At 50.4% G+C, this 16,835-nt stretch carries 18 protein-coding genes; 6 read left to right on the forward strand and 12 right to left on the reverse strand.

Features of this window, described 5'->3' with window-relative positions; translation table 11 throughout:
- The first annotated feature begins 503 nt into the window (after positions 1 to 503).
- Entirely contained in the window at positions 504 to 1,163 is a 660-nt protein-coding gene (locus tag AC3QL0_RS12155; RefSeq protein ID WP_493008706.1) for a response regulator, read from the forward strand.
- Positions 1,164 to 1,172: 9 nt separating this feature from the next.
- Here the strand turns inward: AC3QL0_RS12155 and AC3QL0_RS12160 are convergent, their stop codons facing one another.
- From AC3QL0_RS12160 to AC3QL0_RS12195, 8 genes are all read right to left on the reverse strand, one after another.
- Entirely contained in the window at positions 1,173 to 2,105 is a 933-nt protein-coding gene (locus AC3QL0_RS12160) for an EAL domain-containing protein (RefSeq protein WP_493008707.1), read from the reverse strand.
- 186 nt (positions 2,106 to 2,291) lie between these two features.
- Positions 2,292 to 4,001 carry an FAD-dependent oxidoreductase gene (locus AC3QL0_RS12165; protein WP_493008708.1) on the reverse strand — a complete coding sequence of 570 codons (1,710 nt, stop codon included), beginning with the start codon at positions 3,999 to 4,001 and terminating at the stop codon, positions 2,292 to 2,294.
- Positions 3,991 to 4,785 carry an SDR family NAD(P)-dependent oxidoreductase gene (locus AC3QL0_RS12170; RefSeq protein ID WP_493008709.1) on the reverse strand — a complete coding sequence of 265 codons (795 nt, stop codon included), beginning with the start codon at positions 4,783 to 4,785 and terminating at the stop codon, positions 3,991 to 3,993. Before AC3QL0_RS12170 ends, AC3QL0_RS12165 begins: the two co-directional genes overlap by 11 nt.
- 11 nt (positions 4,786 to 4,796) lie before the next feature.
- Positions 4,797 to 5,531, reverse strand: a complete 735-nt coding sequence (locus AC3QL0_RS12175) for an SDR family NAD(P)-dependent oxidoreductase (RefSeq protein WP_493008710.1) — start codon at positions 5,529 to 5,531, stop codon at positions 4,797 to 4,799.
- A 23-nt stretch (positions 5,532 to 5,554) separates the two neighbouring features.
- On the reverse strand, positions 5,555 to 6,670 hold the full coding sequence (locus AC3QL0_RS12180; protein WP_493008711.1) for a C4-dicarboxylate TRAP transporter substrate-binding protein: 1,116 nt from the start codon (positions 6,668 to 6,670) through the stop codon (positions 5,555 to 5,557).
- 21 nt (positions 6,671 to 6,691) lie between these two features.
- Positions 6,692 to 7,996, reverse strand: a complete 1,305-nt coding sequence (locus AC3QL0_RS12185) for a TRAP transporter large permease (protein ID WP_493008712.1) — start codon at positions 7,994 to 7,996, stop codon at positions 6,692 to 6,694.
- Positions 7,997 to 8,005: 9 nt separating this feature from the next.
- A complete protein-coding gene (locus AC3QL0_RS12190; protein ID WP_493008713.1) occupies positions 8,006 to 8,518 on the reverse strand; it encodes a TRAP transporter small permease subunit in 513 nt (170 codons plus the stop codon).
- Positions 8,519 to 8,562: 44 nt separating this feature from the next.
- Positions 8,563 to 9,306 carry an SDR family NAD(P)-dependent oxidoreductase gene (locus tag AC3QL0_RS12195; RefSeq protein ID WP_493008714.1) on the reverse strand — a complete coding sequence of 248 codons (744 nt, stop codon included), beginning with the start codon at positions 9,304 to 9,306 and terminating at the stop codon, positions 8,563 to 8,565.
- Between the two features lie 155 nt (positions 9,307 to 9,461).
- On the opposite strand from AC3QL0_RS12195, the gene AC3QL0_RS12200 reads away from it, so the two are divergent.
- The 3 genes from AC3QL0_RS12200 to AC3QL0_RS12210 all read left to right on the forward strand — a co-directional run bounded on the left by AC3QL0_RS12200 (position 9,462) and on the right by AC3QL0_RS12210 (position 11,582).
- Positions 9,462 to 10,175, forward strand: coding sequence for a GntR family transcriptional regulator (locus tag AC3QL0_RS12200; protein ID WP_430222839.1), 714 nt, complete (start codon positions 9,462 to 9,464; stop codon positions 10,173 to 10,175).
- Positions 10,176 to 10,223: 48 nt separating this feature from the next.
- Entirely contained in the window at positions 10,224 to 10,838 is a 615-nt protein-coding gene (locus AC3QL0_RS12205) for a glutathione S-transferase family protein (RefSeq protein ID WP_493008715.1), read from the forward strand.
- Between the two features lie 132 nt (positions 10,839 to 10,970).
- Positions 10,971 to 11,582 carry a hypothetical protein gene (locus AC3QL0_RS12210; protein WP_493008716.1) on the forward strand — a complete coding sequence of 204 codons (612 nt, stop codon included), beginning with the start codon at positions 10,971 to 10,973 and terminating at the stop codon, positions 11,580 to 11,582.
- A gap of 82 nt (positions 11,583 to 11,664) precedes the next feature.
- Here the strand turns inward: AC3QL0_RS12210 and AC3QL0_RS12215 are convergent, their stop codons facing one another.
- Positions 11,665 to 12,639: a cyclase family protein gene (locus AC3QL0_RS12215; RefSeq protein ID WP_493008717.1), complete on the reverse strand. Its 975-nt coding sequence runs from the start codon at positions 12,637 to 12,639 to the stop codon at positions 11,665 to 11,667.
- Positions 12,640 to 12,920: 281 nt separating this feature from the next.
- On the opposite strand from AC3QL0_RS12215, the gene AC3QL0_RS12220 reads away from it, so the two are divergent.
- Complete coding sequence (locus tag AC3QL0_RS12220) at positions 12,921 to 13,730, forward strand: IclR family transcriptional regulator (RefSeq protein ID WP_493008718.1); 810 nt, start codon at positions 12,921 to 12,923, stop codon at positions 13,728 to 13,730.
- Between the two features lie 16 nt (positions 13,731 to 13,746).
- Here the strand turns inward: AC3QL0_RS12220 and AC3QL0_RS12225 are convergent, their stop codons facing one another.
- From AC3QL0_RS12225 to AC3QL0_RS12235, 3 genes are read right to left on the reverse strand one after another with little or no spacing between them, the layout of a single operon-like run.
- Entirely contained in the window at positions 13,747 to 14,217 is a 471-nt protein-coding gene (locus tag AC3QL0_RS12225) for a carboxymuconolactone decarboxylase family protein (protein ID WP_493008719.1), read from the reverse strand.
- Between the two features lie 29 nt (positions 14,218 to 14,246).
- Positions 14,247 to 14,861, reverse strand: coding sequence for an FMN-dependent NADH-azoreductase (locus AC3QL0_RS12230; RefSeq protein ID WP_493008720.1), 615 nt, complete (start codon positions 14,859 to 14,861; stop codon positions 14,247 to 14,249).
- Positions 14,858 to 15,304, reverse strand: coding sequence for a GNAT family N-acetyltransferase (locus tag AC3QL0_RS12235; RefSeq protein ID WP_493008721.1), 447 nt, complete (start codon positions 15,302 to 15,304; stop codon positions 14,858 to 14,860). The genes AC3QL0_RS12230 and AC3QL0_RS12235 overlap by 4 nt, the downstream gene beginning before the upstream one ends.
- Positions 15,305 to 15,412: 108 nt before the next feature.
- Here AC3QL0_RS12235 and pdxR point away from each other — a divergent pair, with 108 nt between their 5' ends.
- Positions 15,413 to 16,825, forward strand: a complete 1,413-nt coding sequence (gene pdxR, locus AC3QL0_RS12240) for a MocR-like pyridoxine biosynthesis transcription factor PdxR (protein WP_493008722.1) — start codon at positions 15,413 to 15,415, stop codon at positions 16,823 to 16,825.
- The last annotated feature ends 10 nt before the right edge of the window (positions 16,826 to 16,835 follow it).

Raw genomic sequence — 16,835 nt, forward strand, 5'->3', positions numbered from 1 at the left:
CAAGAATATAAAGCGAGCTTTACACCCTTAATGGCAAGACACAGAACGTGAATTAGCACAGCACTCATCGCGAAGATCTCCCTTATTAACGGGGTGAGAATGCACAGATAACGCTCTCATTACCTGAGCCAGCAAGAACCAGTTCGTTGCCTTACACCTACAGGCATTCGGCACTGCTCTGCTCTATGACAATACTTAACAAAGCCGTGTTTTCGTCCACACTATCACCGCTACCTCACCACGTTGTTACGTCATACGCCCAGAAACTGACTTAGCAAAAGCCAGACACCCGCCTAGCAGCCTTGTACAATCACCTAACATCAGCGGCGCGCGCAGTGAAAGGGCTACCACATGCGCGCTAGATACTAGGAACACGACTTACAAGGTCGTTTTCCCCTATGTTCTGTTGGTAAAATAAAGATTACTCATCCCACAATTGCTTCTACGCAGCACTACGCGGTCCGCTACGTAAAACGTAGCCAAAAATACGCTAGGAACCTTGCATGTTAACTTTGAAGAAACTACGAGTCGTCATTGCTGATGACCATCCATTGATTCTTATGGGTATACGCGAGTTACTTAGCCGCGATATCAACATCGCCGTAGACGCTGTAGCAGCGACGCCATCCGAGCTCGTACAACAGTTGGAGACATCTCCACCAGATGTGGTGATTACCGACTACTCTATGCCGGGCGACGAGCAATACGGTGATGGAATTCGCTTTATTTCCTACTTGCAACGTCGCTTTGAGAACGTTCAGCTTATTGTGTTAACCATGGTGTCTAACCCCATGATTATTTCGTCGTTATATGATGCTGGCGTTCAAGGTGTAGTTCTCAAACAAGACGAGCTTTCAGAAGTGCTGGTCGCCTTGCATCTGCTTCGCCAAGGGGTCAAATACTACCCGGCGACCTTCAAGCAGTATGCGTCTAGAGCGGTGTTGCATAGTTCTGTACAAGAACGGCTTAACACGCTTAGCCCACGAGAATTTGAAGTGCTACGACTTTTTGTACAAGGCAACTCTATTAGCAACATTGCCGAGCAATTAAATCGTAGTATCAAAACAGTCAGCTCACAGAAAGTGACTGCTATGCGCAAACTCAATGTGGATAACAATCAAGACTTAATTACATTCTGTTCGCAGCACAATCTCTTTACATAGCGAGCGCTGTCACACTACGACATGCTCACATATCCATGCTTCTAGCGCGTCAGCATGTAGGGGTTTAGCAAACATATAGCCTTGAGCGTAATCACAGCCCGCTTGCTGTAAAAACGCCATTTCTGCCTGCGTTTCTACCCCTTCTGCGGTGACTTTTACACCGCGCTGTTTACTGGTACGAATAGTGGCTCGCACCAGCTCAGCGCGTTCAGGTTTCTCGGCAACGCCCTGCACCAAACTACGGTCTAACTTTAGTTCCGAAAAAGGCGCTAACAACAGGCGTTGTCTAGAACCATAATCGACACCAAAGTCATCCAACGCTACACCAAATCCAAACGCAGCCAAACTACGTACCCCCGTCAATAACGCATGAGTAGTGGCAGTATCTGAGGTCTCTAGTAATTCGAACGAGATATCGCTATGTCGTCCTTGTTTGGCCTCTACAAACTGCCCCAACCTTTGTGGCAAGGTGGAATCATCTAATAAATGGGTAGGTAAATTAATGGCGACAGGAATCACTACGCCCTGTTCACGCCACTGCGTTTGAAAAGCCAATGCCTTTTCCAACATATACATCAGTAGCATCTCGTCCAAACCATATGAACTAAACCAAGGCAGAAACACATTGGGTGTTAGTACGCCCCATTCAGGGTGTGACCAACGCGCCAACGCTTCCATGGCGACGAGTTGCTGCGAGTCCAGCGCTATCTTGGGCTGTAACCACGCTTGGATCTGTTTTTTCTCTAAGGCACTGATCAAGGTATTGCGTGTGATGAGTAAGCCAACCTGCGCACTCTTCCACAGCACATTATTTTTATGCGGCCTAGTTGCCCCATCCATTTGTTTACGCTGAGTTGCACGCCACCCTGTACTGGTGTGTGATGGCGAACTGAATAGCGAATACATAGGAATCCCCGAAAACAGACGGGCATCTGCAAACAAAAGGGTTTGCTCTCTAGGCCACCGTCAATGTCCGTAGCATAGAACTCTTAATCAGCGTTTTAACTAAGAGAAGTCTGAAAGTTCGGTCCTGCAAATCTGATACCTAGGTACGAAGCCCAACCATGCAAAACTGGGCATACCCTATAAAAAAACAGGGTGCAAAACCTTGCACCCTGTTGATCCTACTTAGGCCTGCACACGTGCAGCACGCCTACCGACTAAATAACCGAAGGTTAATGCCGGGCCTAACGTAATACCGGCCCCCGGATAGGAGCCTGACATCAGTGAGTTGGCATCATTACCCACCGCATAAAGACCAGGAATCACTTGCCCTGCCTGATCGCGGACTTCACCGTGTGCCGTAATATCTACGCCCATGGTTGTACCTATATCGCCTGAGAATAGCTCTACGGCATACAACCGACCTTCCAAAGGCTTAACACATTGATTAGGAGTATGGTCCGGATCGCCTAGCGCTGTTTGATACGGCGTAGAGCCTTTACCAAAAGCAGGATCTTTACCCTGTGCCGCATGTTCATTGAATTGCTGAATGGTTTGCGCCAACCCTGCAGCATCAATACCTGTGACCTTAGCTAACTCGGCCGCTGTAGCGCCTGTTTTCAAATAGCCAGAACGCAAATAACGCCCTATGCGACCAGGTGAGCAAGGCACGGCCCCCAAGCCATAACGTCGCAAAGCTGCATGATCACAAATCAACCATGCTGAGTGGCGCTTTTCTACCAACAGCTTAGCCACCATGTTTTGTACAAAGTCGTGATAACTCAGCGCTTCATTGGTAAAGCGTTGACCATCATGCCCCACGGCAATAATGCCCGGCTTGGCTCTATCCATAAACAAATGTGGAAATGGCCTCTTAGAACCATCCGCTTGAGGAATCAATGACACCGGCGCCCAACTGGCTGCATCCGAGTTAGTGTCCACAAACTTGGCCCCAGCTTGCTCGGCAATGCGCATGGCTGCGCCGGTAGAACTTTCAGGAGCCATAGAGTAATGTGGCAACCCTGCTTTCACATGAGGCACTGTTGCAGCACGACGCTCGGCGTCTTGTGGATAACCACCTGCCGCCAACACCACACCAGACGTAGTAGCGATACGCTGCTCACCTTCTAGCGTGCGTACTACCGCTGCCACCACTCGCCCCTCTGCATCACGCTCTAGGGACTGCAATGTGCAGTTAGTAAATACAGGAATGCCCATCTCAAAGGCTGTTTCAGCTAAGGGCGCCACCAATGCCGCACCCAGTTTGATTTTGGTATCACGCCCATGTGTTAGACGATCTTTGTAATACGCCGCCACCGCTTTCGCTGCCCACACAAAAGACGCAAACTGCCTCGTCATACGAGGGAAGTGGAACAGCCCCATACGGCCCAGTTGTAAGCCGCCCAAAATGGTGAACTCACGAATGGGGGGGCGCAAGCGTGCCAACTCTTTACCCAAGCGCTTGCCGTCGTACTCCACGGGGTCCATCACCCGCCCACCTAACGCCGCCCCCTCTACTTCAGGGTGATAATCAGGTGAAAATGGCCTATAGGACAATTTCAGTGCGGTGTTCTCATCGAAAAAACGTATGGCGGTAGGCGCATTTTCCAGAAAGCAGTCTACCAACTCGGCATTGAAACGCTCGCCCGTTTCATTCTGCAAATAACGTCGGGCCGCAGCAGGATCATCCTGCATGCCCGCTGCTGTCATCAAATGATTCTGTGGACACCAGATTGCACCGCCCGACAAGGCGGTAGAGCCGCCGAACCACTGCGCTTTTTCAATAATGATGGGCTGCAACCCATGTTTCGCTGCAGAAATAGCGGTGGCAAAACCAGCCGCCCCCGAACCTACTACTACTAAATCACACGATGTAGGCAATTGCTTACTCTGCATCAACAGCCTCCTGCCTAGGGAATCGGCCAATGGTCCAACCACCATCAACGGTAAGTACTTGCCCCGTAATAAACGAGGCTTCATCTGACGCTAAAAAACGCACCGCGCGCGCAATGTCTTGGGGCGTTCCCACTCGCGGTAAAGGTGTCTGCTCAATCATAATTTGACGACGCCACGGCTCTGAACGAATACGTTCAGCCGTTAAAGGGGTTTCAATAAGCCCTGGCGCTACGGCATTAATCCGTATACCGGATGGTCCAAAATCAGTAGCCATTTGACGCGTTATACCCACCACAGCAGCTTTAGACATGGAGTAACCAGCCGAGTTATGCGCCCCCACCAGCGCGTACACCGATGCGGTATTCACAATGGCACCGCCCTGCTTACGTTGCACCATACGTGCAATCGCCCAGCGAGATAACGCAAAAATACTTTTCACGTTGATGTCGAAATAGCGCTGTACGTCGTCGTCGGTAGTGCCCAATGCGTGGGTGCCACGAGCTACCCCTGCATTGTTAATCAAGATATCTACCTCTAGACCGGATGCCGCCAATACAGCATCTAAGGCGTTGGGTAAGCTGGTATCGGTCACATCACCCACCAACGGCGTAATGCTGCCAGGGTTAGCGGCTGCCAATGCGGTAATACCCGCCGCTTCACAATCCACTGCAATCACGTGCGCGCCCACTGCAACCAAAGCGAGGGAAATGGCTTCCCCTATGCCTTGCCCGGCTCCGGTAACAACCGCCGTGCTCCCTGCTAATGAAGTAGGTTCAATAGACATTGTTTACCTCCTTAAAACGCAGCGGTGCCACCAACCGAACGGCCACCATCCACAATCAGCACTTGGCCGGTCACAAAGTTGGCACGAGAATCAGCAAAGTACGACACGGCATGCGCGATATCTTCAGGCACACCCAACTCACCAGTAGGCTGTTGATCACGCAATAAATGCAGATCTGGCCTAGCCAACAACATATCCGTTTGGATCACACCGGGGGCGACGGCATTCACCGTAATTTGCTTCTCGCCCAAGTCCAACGCTAAGGCTTTGGTGAAACCTGCTACGGCGGCTTTAGAGGCCACATAGTGCGCATAATTACGTGCACCAAATGCAGCACGCGATGCCAAGTTGATGATGCGCCCCCAACGTGGCAGCTTGCGAGCTGCTTGCTGGGACAAGGTAAACATGCTCACCAAGTTGATCTCGTACATGCGACGGAAATCGTCTACTGTGAGCGAGTCAAAGGCTTTCACCTCAAAGATGCCAGCGTTATTCACCAACACCCGTAGGTGCGCAGCATCATCGATCAACTTTTGTGTAGCGACGGCATCGGTAATGTCCAAGATTTCAGCTCTGGCCATAAAGCCACGCTCTTGCAACTGACTCACCGTCTCCAGTGCAGGAACTTCTGCCCTATCTGCCACAATCACATAGAAACCATCTTCCGCTAAACGGTGAGCAATGGCCCGGCCTATGCCGGAGCCTGCTCCCGTTACGATCGCTGTTTGTTGAATGGAAGCATTCATTAGTGTGTTAGTCCTTGAATGCTTCACAGCCCGTAGCTGTTTTCATCGATTTTTTTGTAGATTTCCGCATCGATCAGTGCGGTCAATGCATCTTCATCATAGCGGTCGATGTTCGCCAGCAACTTGCTCCATTTGTCTTGCAGTGCCAAGAATTCATTAGCCAATGCGCTTGGGTCTGCCACACGACGCTCTGTTGCGGTACGGCCAGGTGTACGCTCAATTAACCCTTGGCGGAAACTTGCCAACGCCTCTACCAAACTAGGATCAGGTTCATTAATAGCAATACCGCGTTCTTTAGACTCTTTCAGGCCAGTATCTACAAACTGAGAGTAGGCAATTTGGGTACGGGCCACATTACGCGCTGTGACATCTAGCAGTGCTCTGCGGTTTTCTGGACCAATCTCTTCCCAGAAATCTTTGTTGTACACATAGGTCAGCCCTAACACAGTACCTTGCTGCAGCATGGTGATCGTCTTCACGACTTCGGCCAGCTTGTAGCCTGAAACCAAGTTAGTAGGGTCAGACAAGGTGCAATCAATAGAGCCACGTTCTAGACCGGAATACACATCACCCATAGGCACAGCGACAGGAATAGCGCCCAAGGATGCAATCCATTCATTTTGTGCTGTACCGGCGGTACGTACTTTTTTGCCTTTGAGAGAGTTCACATCACCCAGTTCGCTCATGCAGAAAAACAGGTACGTAGGCGTGGAGTACCCACTCAAGGTCACTGTATTGTGTTTGGCGAACTCTTCCACCAATCTAGGGTTGTTCAGCGTAATTTCTGTAACGGCTAATGCAGTCGCCATATCGTCATCGGCCACAAACGACAAGTCGTTAATCATGCCGGACAACGGTAGCTCAGAAGGTGTGTAGGAAGATGCCACCACGCCCAACTGCGCCACACTATCGCCCACCGCACTCAATGTAGTTTGTGCAGGTACCAACGATGCTGACGAAAACAGCTCGAAGTCTATCTTGCCTCCTGTTGCTTCTTTAACATCGGCAATAAAACGTTCGTAAGCCACACCATTCAAAATATGGATGGGTGCCATCCAATTCGTGGCTTGGTAAGTTTCAGCCTGTACAGAGGTAGCAAATACCAACGACGAAATAGCAGTAACCAAAATCTTTTTCATGTCTCACTCCTAGAGTTTTTATTAGCCTTGCATGAAGCTAGGCAGCCACAACGAAATGGCGGGGAACAGAATTAACAAGGCCAAGGTGACAAAATCGATGGCAATAAACCAACTCACGCCTTTGAAGATTTCACCCAGCGTGACGCGATCGCCCATCGACGACTTAATGACAAATACGTTCATACCCATGGGCGGCGTGACCAAACCAATTTCCAGCAGTTTGATGGTCAGAATCCCGAACCAGATCAGGTTGATGTCGTGTGCCATCAGCAGTGGCCCCAATACAGGCAAGCACAGCAGCATGATGGAAATGGATTCCAAAAATGCACCCAGCACCAAGAACAGTAAACAAATCAGCAGCAGTACTTGCAGCGTAGAGAAACCATCAAAGGCACCCACAATCCATGTAGGAATGGTGGCAAAGCCCACAAAGCGCGAGAACAACGCAGCCCCCAGCATCACCATGAAAATTTCTGCTGTGCCGGCTGCGGTATCAATCAAGGCTTTACGCATGATGCTGTAGCTCAAGCGTCGACGAAGCAGGGCTAATACAAAGGCCAAGAACGCGCCTGCAGCACCGGCTTCCGTTGCCGTGACGATGCCGGAGAAAATACCGCCCATCACCCCAAGAATCAGTACCGGCAATGGCCATGAGTCACTAATCAATGCCCATTTCTCGGCTTTAGTGACCTCAATCTTCACAGCAGGTGCCAAGTTAGGATTGAAGTAGCAACGAACGGTAATCAGCAGCAAGAACATCACTGCCGTCAAAATTCCGGGAATAATGCCTGCGATAAACAGCGTTTTAATGGGCGTGTCCAACATCATCCCGAACACAATCATCAGAATAGAAGGTGGAATCAATGCACCCAGCGTACCGGCTGCCGCTACTGACCCTGTTGCCAACCCTTTGTTGTAGCCCGCGTTTAGCATCTCGGGCACAGCAATGCGGGAAAAAGCCGCCGCCGTTGCTACTGATGATCCCGATGCAGAAGCAAACAAGGCCGACGCCACTGTCGTCGACGATGCCAACCCGCCCGGTAACCACGACAGCAATACACGTGCTGCCCCAAACAAGCCTTTGGTTAACCCCGCTTCAACAGCAATAAAACCCATCAACAAAAACATAGGTACGGCAGACAAGTTCCAGTCGCCGATCAAGTGAAAAGGCACCGCCTTCACAATACCTACTGTGGCCTTCCAGCCCATCATGGCCCAGATACCCACAAATGCCGTCGCGCCCATCGCTGCCCCTATAGGCACACGTACACCTATCAGGCCCAGTAAGAGAGCAATACCTAGAAAACCAATTTCAATGCGATCCATGCTGCTTCCTTACAGTTCTGGAGTGGACTCAACAGGCTGCTCTACCAGCTTGACTCGGTCGCCACCAAAAATCTTCAGCAGCAACACGATGCAAGCAATAGCCAACCCCAATGGCAGCAAGAACTTTGCAGGCCACACAGTCACTCGCCATAAGCCATCTACGCTTTCATTGATCCTGAAAGCACGCATGGATACATCCCACGAGAACCAGCCTAACCCGGCATAAAACGCCAAAGTGCCTATCTGACCTACCTTACGCATCCACGCTTGAGTACGTGGGCCCACGCTGTCGTAGATCAGATCCACAGAAATAGCAGAACCGCGCGCCTCTATATACGCCAATGCCAAAAACACGCAGGCAATCATGTAGTAGTTAGCGACTACCTCGGCAGTGCTGGGTACAGGCATGTGGAACAAATACTTGCCCAGTACATCGGCCATGACATGAAACATCATCAAAGCCACCGACAAACCCGCTAACCACGCTAATGCATTCGTTAGTGTTCTTATCGTTTTAATCATCTTTCCTCCTTTGACGGTTGCCTGCAGAGCAGGCAACCAACCTGTTACTGCATCCGGTAGCCACCGTTCACGTCAATCACTGACCCCGTGATGTACGCGGCATCGTCACTCATTAAGAAAGCGACTGCTCCCGCCACATCAGCCGGCGTACCCACGCGTTGCAGTGGGATATTGCCGGTGACGGTGTGGTAATCCTTTGGATCCAATGACTGGTGCAACATGGGAGCATCAATCAACCCAGGTGCGACACAATTCACGGTCACGCCCAAGTGAGCAGACTCACGCGCGGCGGCTTTCATGAAACCCAACACCGCAGATTTGGATGCAATGTAGGCCGAGCTGGATCGGTAGCCACCCAGCTGTGCCGCCACAGAGGCAAAACCTACGAATCGGCCATTAGTAATGCGTTGTTGATTGGCTCTACGCAAGAAGGCACGCGTCAGCAAAAACGTACCGGTGGAGTTAACACGTTGTGTGAGTTCCCAATCTTCCAGGTTCATTTCTGTGATCAGTGGTCTATCGCCATTGGGGGCAAACAGCAGAATGCCCGCAGCAGCCACCACTTGGTCTATGTCATACTTTGCAAAGAGCGCGTCCACTGCCTTTTCGTCGGATACATCCAATGCAACTGCTTCATGCCCTGCACCGGGAACTCCTGCTAAAGACTGGGCCGCTTTTTCTTGCGACAAGTCTGCCGCTAACACCTTGAACCCATCCGCCGCCAAACGGCTAACGACTGCATTGCCTATGCCACCACCCGCACCTGTAACCAAACAAAAACCTGACATTTCGCTTAAACCTTCATCTCATTGCAAAGAAAATGTATCCAATCTATAGTTAAAAAAGCCTCTAGATCGAAATTTACGGCTAATATACCAATTAATGGATACATTTTTTCAGATCAATCCATAATCGAGGGAAAACCCCGAACAGGAATACCGTCATGACTGGAAACCAAACCAACGCAGAAGCCGCCGCAGAAAGACTACGCGAGGCCATACTGTCTGGGGAGTTACAACCAGGAGAGAAACTGCATCAGAACCAAGTAGCAGAAATGCTGGGTGTGTCGCGCACGCCACTGCGTACTGCTTTATCTATGCTGGCGCAGTCCGGCTTAGTGGTTTATGAAAGCAACAAAGGCTTTCACGTGAGGGAATATTCGCCCGCTCATATACGGCACGCCTTTGTCGTGCGTGCAGAGCTAGAAGCGCTGGCCTGTAAATTGGCCGCCGACAACATGACGGAAGAACGCGCAGAAGATTTACACAATTTGGTCGTTGAGGGCGACAGGCTCTTGGCCAGTGAAACACTGCTGCCTGAGCACCATGCCGCCTACCGCCAAATGAACGTCTCGTTTCACGGCAACATCATGGAATACTCGGCCAATCCGTGGGTCAAAGAAATGATCGACCAGATCTACAACGTGCCCCTGATTTCTGATCGCGTCATCATCTGGAAAAGCCGCGAGATTTTCATTCGTACACACGATGACCATCACCGTATTGCGCGTGCCTTAGCCAACCGCGACGGTGCTCGTGCCAGCGCCATCATGCGTGAGCACGTCAGTTTCTCTATTGAATACATGCTGAGTCAGCTTCAAGAACACACAGACCTAGCAGGGTCTAACCACGGAAAACTTCATCATATTGGCCTTTGATGCCAATCCACTCGTAGCAGTGCAATTTAGACAATAAGGATAATCAACATGAGACTATTCCACTCCCCCGCCTCACCCTATGTACGCAAAGTCATGGTGGCTGCTTGGGAACGTAACGTACAAGATTCTATTGAGATTCTGAGCTCGGCCGCAGGCCCTGTGGTACGCGACCAAACTATCGTTGCCGTGAACTCTTCCGGCAAAGTACCGTGTGCCATTTTGCCTAACGGCGCGCCGCTGTTTGATAGCCGTGTCATTTCGCAATATGTAGACAGCCTAGGTACACCTGAAAACAGTCTGTACCCCGCTGACCGACGCTTCGAGATTTTGACATTAGAAGCCTTGGGCGATGCCATGTTGGACGCTTGTCTGCTCTGCCGCTACGAAACCGTGATGCGTCCCAAAGAGCTGTATTGGGAAGACTGGTTTAACGGTCAAATGGCCAAAGTTGATTCAGGCTTGGACGACCTAGAAAACAAATGGTTTGAGTCCCTCACCAACGGTGGCTTCCACGCGGGTGCTATTGCCGCTGCCTGCACACTAGGCTATTTGGACTTCCGTTTTCCAGATAAAGACTGGCGCACTCACCACCCTAAATTGACGCAGTGGTTTGCGGATGTATCCAAACGGACATCCATGAAAGAGACCTTTCCAAAAGGCTAGGCATCACCTAGATTTGGGTCACAAGTGCTACAATCGCCGGCACCCATATAGGTCGAATACAGGCCCAAACTCGTGTTTGGGCTTTTTGTTGTACGGCGCTATGTTTCGTGGACGATTAAGGAAAATCAAGCAATGGATATTGCATTAACCCTATTGGCAGTCTTTGTGGTTTGGCATGTGCTACGCACGAAGTATCAGCGTACGCATATTGCACTGCTGGGGCGACATTTATCCAATCTGCAACTGGAGCGCCACATGGAGACGCTAACGCAGGGCTATACCCGCGCCATCAAAGAAACCGACGAAATGCGTCAGTTGCAGGTGCTGGAAACCTATGCGCAAACCGAACGTGCTGTGGCTGCACAAATTCAAACCTTGGCCACTTCCATACAAAACGAAAGCCTAGAAGCCGCTAGTATGGTGTCATTGCCCATGTGTGTTCCTTATGCCGAGCGTTTCTTGCCCATGATTACCCGCGATTTTCGTGAGCTACTGGCTATTCATGCCGTTGGCCTGCGGTATGTGGTGGATAACGAAGAGGGTTTGGATGCAAAAGGCCGTGCCTTCCATTTGTCGGCTGAACTCTACTTGTTCCAACACAGTTGCCACTGGTTTTGTAAATCCAAAGCCGTGGCCGATGCGCGCTTGGCGGTACGCCATCAAGTCACCCATCAGAAGGTACTGGAATCGGTATCTAGTGTGACGCGTGCAGCGTATCAGAACTGGTTAAAAAACCGTGCGTAGTTGGCGCAATACCAACCTTCGCAATAGAATTACGGCCACACTTTGTGTGGCCGTATCTCTTTATGCCTTCCCTCTACATTCACTATTTAATCACCACTGGATTTACCGGTGAGCCTGATGCTTGGTGAATTTTCAGTGGGGCCGCTACATACAAGAATGTGTATTGCCCATCGGTCGCACAACTGTGCGCCAATGACTCTAAATCGCAGATCTCGGTTAAGGTCACACCCAAGTTACGCATTAGCGCGCAGTGTAACGGTAACGCTACCCCTGTTTTAGGATCGTAGGTAGTTTCGTTAGCGATCGTATCCGTGACTAGATTAGGGATTTCTTTCTCATAAAACCATTCTACTAATTCGCGAGAATAACAAAGCCCTGGCTCGCAAAAGTCGTCATAAAAACGCTCTTGATCCTCAAAAAATTGCGACAGGAAGTTAGTACGAATAATCACAATATCGTGTTTATCTATGGTGTGCCCTTGTGCTCTGGCGCACGCTTCTAAATCTTTGTGGGTAAAGATTTCTTTTTTATCCAGCGATGATTTACCTCTAAACCTAGCCATATCCAGCAACACACCACGCCCCACTATGCCACGCTGCGCTAAGGGCTCTACACTGGCTTTATGCATGCCTCCTACTGTGGTGCGTGCATCGTAGCCATTCCAGATTTTGCCATCGTACCAAACATGCCCCAATGCATCGTATTGCGTAGAACCCTGCAAAAAGGCTTCTATTTTGTCATCAGAATAGTGCATGCCACCCGGAAACTGCGGTGCCCCTGTGGCATCACCGTCCCAACTGGACTCATCCATTACCATGGTTCGTACTGCAGGTGTACGACCCGGCCAAACAGGATCCCCTCTGGGATCTCCAATCAATCGCTGCAGAGTAATCACCTTACCTTGCTGTATGTGTTTTACCCCTCGCAGCACCTCGGCTGAGGTTAAGAAGTTTAAAGCCCCTACCTCATCATCAGGCCCCCAACGCCCCCAGTTGCTGGGAGTATCTTTAAGCAATTCCCCCATAGCGGGCACATCATGCGCATGGTTATGTCCCATTACCGTCTCCTTGTGCGAACCGTTAATGACGCAACACCCTACGCATTCAATCTAGCATAGAGCCTTAGGTGTACCAAGTTAGGGCTCTCCCGCAAGTAATACGAGCTGGTGGTAGACCAAAGCCACTACGCATCACACTCGTTATTACAGCCTAAGACTATATATTCTCTTGGTATCTATGTTATATAGTCCTGCTTGCGAATGGTTACTGATCCATTGCATTGCCATTTGCGCTATGCTAAAAAACGGCGCTCAATCAAACATAGCGGGAGACATTTGCTGTGATAGACCAAGGTCATCGGTCTGGGGAAGCCCACTGGCCCACACCTGAAGAGAAAAAAAGCAAAACCCAAGCCAGCCAAACGCTGCTTCGTGGGTTAGATATTATTGACGCCGTCGCTAACGGTATCGATGATCTGTCTGAGATCGCTAAGGTCACTGGCATGACCTACAGTACTGCCCACCGTATTCTTAGCGCCTTACAACAACGCCACTACATACGCCGTGAACCCGACCAAGGGTACAGATTAGGGCATGCGCTGTTAGGGCTAGGCTATCAAGCTCAAGCCCAAATTGACCTGGTCAAACTAGCTAAACCGCTATTGGTAGAGTTGGCCAGACAAACCTCAGATACTGTGCATCTGGGTATGCCTTCGCAAGATAGCATTGTGTATTTGGAAAAAATATCCAGCCGCCGCCCCGTGGAAATCAGTTCGCGCGTTGGGGGCAACAAGCCGCTATTTTCTACCGGTATTGGTAAAGCGCTGTTGCTAGACCAAACCGAAGAACAATGGTTAGCGCTGTATGACCGCAGCCCTGCTAATCTGCAAGCTATCTGCGATCGCGATAAATGGCTACAAATGATGCGTCACTATGCACAAGGTGGCTATGCATTTGACTTGGGTGAAGATGAATCCACCATTCGCTGCGTGGCCGCCCCCATCAGAGACGGCCGCAGCCATATTGTGGCAGCCGCTAGCGTATCCAGCACAGTAGAGTACATGCCACCAGGACGTATGCAGCAGTTAGTGGCAACCGTACAAGAAACGGCGCAGAAAATCAGTACTGCATTGGGCTACCGTGCCGTTTAAGTGGCTGGTTGCCGCATTATTCTGTACGCATCGACGCCTCAGCTACTGCTTGAGGCATTTTTCTAAAACTCACACCCATGCGGTTATACGCATTCATCACACTGATCGCAATGGTCAGGTCAGCGACTTCTTTCTCGTTAAAGACCGCACTCACGGCCACGAAATCGGCCTCTGGTACGCCAGTGATCGCAACGTTAGTCACGCTTTCGGTCCATGCTAACGCCGCACGTTCTCGTTCATCAAACAAGGGGCCTGCCTCAGCCCACGCCTGTACCAAGGAGATTTTGTCTACTTTCACGCCACGTTTCAGTAAGTCACGGGTATGCAGGTCTAAGCAGTATGCGCAGTTATTGATTTGCGACACACGCAAGTACACCAAATCAACCAATACCGGCGACAAGCCTGATTGCGCCACGTAACCATAAACCGAACTCAGCGCTTTAGCACCGCCAGGGGCAACGTGAGCATAATCTAGTCGTGTAGTCATGTGATCATCCTTTGAAAATGTGAACTGCATTACTTCATAGCGGCAAAGTGGCGGGCGATTTCGGCGTGAGCATCCTGCTGGGCTGCTTCACGTGTAGTCGCTTCTAAGGCCGTGCCCTGTACCGAAAAGAAGGTTAGGTTGTGAATGCCAATCGTGGCAAAAATAGTGCGTAAATACGGCGTAAGAAAATCGGGTTGTCGTGCTCGCTCACCCGTTACCATGGCCCCAGACGACATGGCCACAAACACGGGTCTATCCGTTAGTGTGCCCACCTTGCCTTCCGCTGTGGCATGAAAGGTATGGCGTACACGCACCACATGATCTATCCACGCCTTCAAGCCAGAAGGCACGGTGAAATTATGCATGGGCGTAGCAATCACCACGTAATCCGCCTCTGCTAAGGTCTGCATCAGTTGCTTGGATAAGCTCAGCGAACCACCCTCTTGGTATTCAAGATCTACTGCTGAACCCAGCGTAATAGCGTATTCCTCATCCACATGGGGCAACGAACTGGTGTGCAGCTCAGTGACCTCTGTCGCCCGCGCAGGGTCAAACGCAGCTAAGTGCTGAAGGACATGCTGTGATAGCAAATAGCTTTCTGAACGCTCACCCTGAGGGCTGCACGTTAAACGCAAAATACTCATACTGCCGCTGCTCCCAACCATTTGCTAAACCGAATGGCCCCAGTCAACAAACCCTGTCTGAAATAAAAACGCTGTGCCAACGCATTATCAATGCCGGTATCTAACACCAGTTTGGCACAACCTTTTTCTATTGCCATGTTTTCTAAAGTATCTAACAGCAACGCGCCATAACCACTGCTACGGTGCGCTGCCGTCACCACCAAATCATCCACATACATAAACGTCCCATAGATCAGATTTTCTTGAAATCTATAACCAGCTAACGCAACGGGCTGATGATTATCCCAAACGGCTAACAATGCATAATTTTGCTGACGCATACGGGCTATACGTGCGGCAAAGTCGGTTTCATCCACCAAATGGGGGCGTAGTTCTTGCATGACTGCAAAACATGCATGCAATGCCTCGGTTGTTTCTATGTGACGAATATCGTGATGACTCATGGTAATTCCCAAGTGATGATGCTCTAAGTAGTGCACCAGTTTGAGCATCCATTGTAGGAGTCACATGCTACACTCTAAAGAGCCATAAATTGATCTTTTGTCTAGGCCATGATTTCATCTATTCTTGTCACAACGCTATCTACCAATCAAGGTGATACGCCTATTTATAGGCAGATTTATGATCGATTTCTGGCTGCTATCGCTCAAGGTAACTTACAACCCGGCGATCGCATTCCTTCTGCTCGAGCACTGGCCAAAGAGTTAGGTGTGGCACGCGGTACGGTAGAACTAGCGTACTCATTGCTGCATGCCGAAGGCTATGTACAACCCAAAGGCCAAGCTGGCACCGTCATTACTCCGGGGCTACTTGCTGCCTCAATGAGTAAAGCACAACCCGTCGAAAATACCACCATATCCACTGGGCCAGCACTGCCTACTCTGCTGCCCTTTCAAATGGGTATCCCTGCGCTAGATGCTTTTCCACGAAAAATATGGGCACGCTTGGGAGCACGACAATTACGTGCCACACAAGCGGTAGATTTGTCCTATCCACCCGTCAATGGTTTGCCAGCTTTACGCGCTGCTATTGCCGCGCACTTGCAAGTGGCCCGTGGCATTCAATGTTCACCTGCACAAGTATTTATCACCTCTGGCTACCGCGAAAGCGTCAATCTGATCATACAAACCCTGTTGAAAACAGGTGACCAAATATGGACAGAAAACCCTTGCTACCCACCCACTCGTGAACTGCTACAGCACACTGGGTTAACCAACGTTCCTCTTAGCGTGGATGCTCAAGGCATGGATATTGCTAAAGGGCTAACACTCGCCCCGCGTGCCAAAGCAGCCATTGTGACACCAGCACACCAAAGCCCGCTAAGTGTGACGCTATCACTGCCACGACGCCAAAGTTTATTGGAATGGGCTGAGCAGCAACAAAGCTGGATTATTGAGGACGATTACGACGGCGAATATCGCTATATCAGTCGTCCATTACCCGCACTGAAAAGTTTGGATAGGCATGGTCGAGTGCTGTATGCCGGCACCTTTAGCAAAGTGCTATTTCCCGGAATTAGATTGGCGTACTTAGTGGTGCCCGAAGCACTGGTATCGCGCTTTGATGCGATGATCCGTGTTCTAGGTAATGGTGCCCCCGCTCTCACGCAAAGCATCGTGAATGCCTTCATGACAGAAGGCCACTTCGCCCGCCACATTCAGCGCATGCGTAAGTTATATGGTGAACGCCGCACCGTCACGGCAACAGGGTTAGTTAAGGTTTTGGGTAAAGCCATGCGCATTGATCCACAGCCAGGCGGCATGCATTTGATTGCGCGCTTAACTGGTGGGCATAGCGATACCGAACTAGCACAACGCCTACATGAAAACGGGCTCTATGCGCACGCTCTATCACGTTGGTTTTCTGGCGTCCCCCACGAGTCGGGCCTGCTGCTAGGCTTTACGAATATACGCTCGCAAGACGAAGCAGAAGAGTTGGGGCATAGGATTCGCGCACTGCTGTAGCAAGCCATTT

The organism is Paenalcaligenes sp. GW821-LYS-B07-1 (assembly GCF_058803365.1).

What these genes read in the sequence shown, in the direction of transcription:
- pdxR (WP_493008722.1), top strand. Translation starts at nt 15,413, where the DNA reads ATGATTTCATCTATTCTTGTCACAACGCTATCTACCAATCAAGGTGAT.
- AC3QL0_RS12230 (WP_493008720.1), bottom strand. Translation starts at nt 14,861, where the DNA reads ATGAGTATTTTGCGTTTAACGTGCAGCCCTCAGGGTGAGCGTTCAGAA.
- AC3QL0_RS12235 (WP_493008721.1), bottom strand. Translation starts at nt 15,304, where the DNA reads ATGAGTCATCACGATATTCGTCACATAGAAACAACCGAGGCATTGCAT.
- AC3QL0_RS12225 (WP_493008719.1), bottom strand. Translation starts at nt 14,217, where the DNA reads ATGACTACACGACTAGATTATGCTCACGTTGCCCCTGGCGGTGCTAAA.
- AC3QL0_RS12200 (WP_430222839.1), top strand. Translation starts at nt 9,462, where the DNA reads ATGACTGGAAACCAAACCAACGCAGAAGCCGCCGCAGAAAGACTACGC.
- AC3QL0_RS12180 (WP_493008711.1), bottom strand. Translation starts at nt 6,670, where the DNA reads ATGAAAAAGATTTTGGTTACTGCTATTTCGTCGTTGGTATTTGCTACC.
- AC3QL0_RS12175 (WP_493008710.1), bottom strand. Translation starts at nt 5,531, where the DNA reads ATGAATGCTTCCATTCAACAAACAGCGATCGTAACGGGAGCAGGCTCC.
- AC3QL0_RS12185 (WP_493008712.1), bottom strand. Translation starts at nt 7,996, where the DNA reads ATGGATCGCATTGAAATTGGTTTTCTAGGTATTGCTCTCTTACTGGGC.
- AC3QL0_RS12215 (WP_493008717.1), bottom strand. Translation starts at nt 12,639, where the DNA reads ATGGGACATAACCATGCGCATGATGTGCCCGCTATGGGGGAATTGCTT.
- AC3QL0_RS12195 (WP_493008714.1), bottom strand. Translation starts at nt 9,306, where the DNA reads ATGTCAGGTTTTTGTTTGGTTACAGGTGCGGGTGGTGGCATAGGCAAT.
- AC3QL0_RS12165 (WP_493008708.1), bottom strand. Translation starts at nt 4,001, where the DNA reads ATGCAGAGTAAGCAATTGCCTACATCGTGTGATTTAGTAGTAGTAGGT.
- AC3QL0_RS12210 (WP_493008716.1), top strand. Translation starts at nt 10,971, where the DNA reads ATGGATATTGCATTAACCCTATTGGCAGTCTTTGTGGTTTGGCATGTG.
- AC3QL0_RS12205 (WP_493008715.1), top strand. Translation starts at nt 10,224, where the DNA reads ATGAGACTATTCCACTCCCCCGCCTCACCCTATGTACGCAAAGTCATG.
- AC3QL0_RS12190 (WP_493008713.1), bottom strand. Translation starts at nt 8,518, where the DNA reads ATGATTAAAACGATAAGAACACTAACGAATGCATTAGCGTGGTTAGCG.
- AC3QL0_RS12170 (WP_493008709.1), bottom strand. Translation starts at nt 4,785, where the DNA reads ATGTCTATTGAACCTACTTCATTAGCAGGGAGCACGGCGGTTGTTACC.
- AC3QL0_RS12155 (WP_493008706.1), top strand. Translation starts at nt 504, where the DNA reads ATGTTAACTTTGAAGAAACTACGAGTCGTCATTGCTGATGACCATCCA.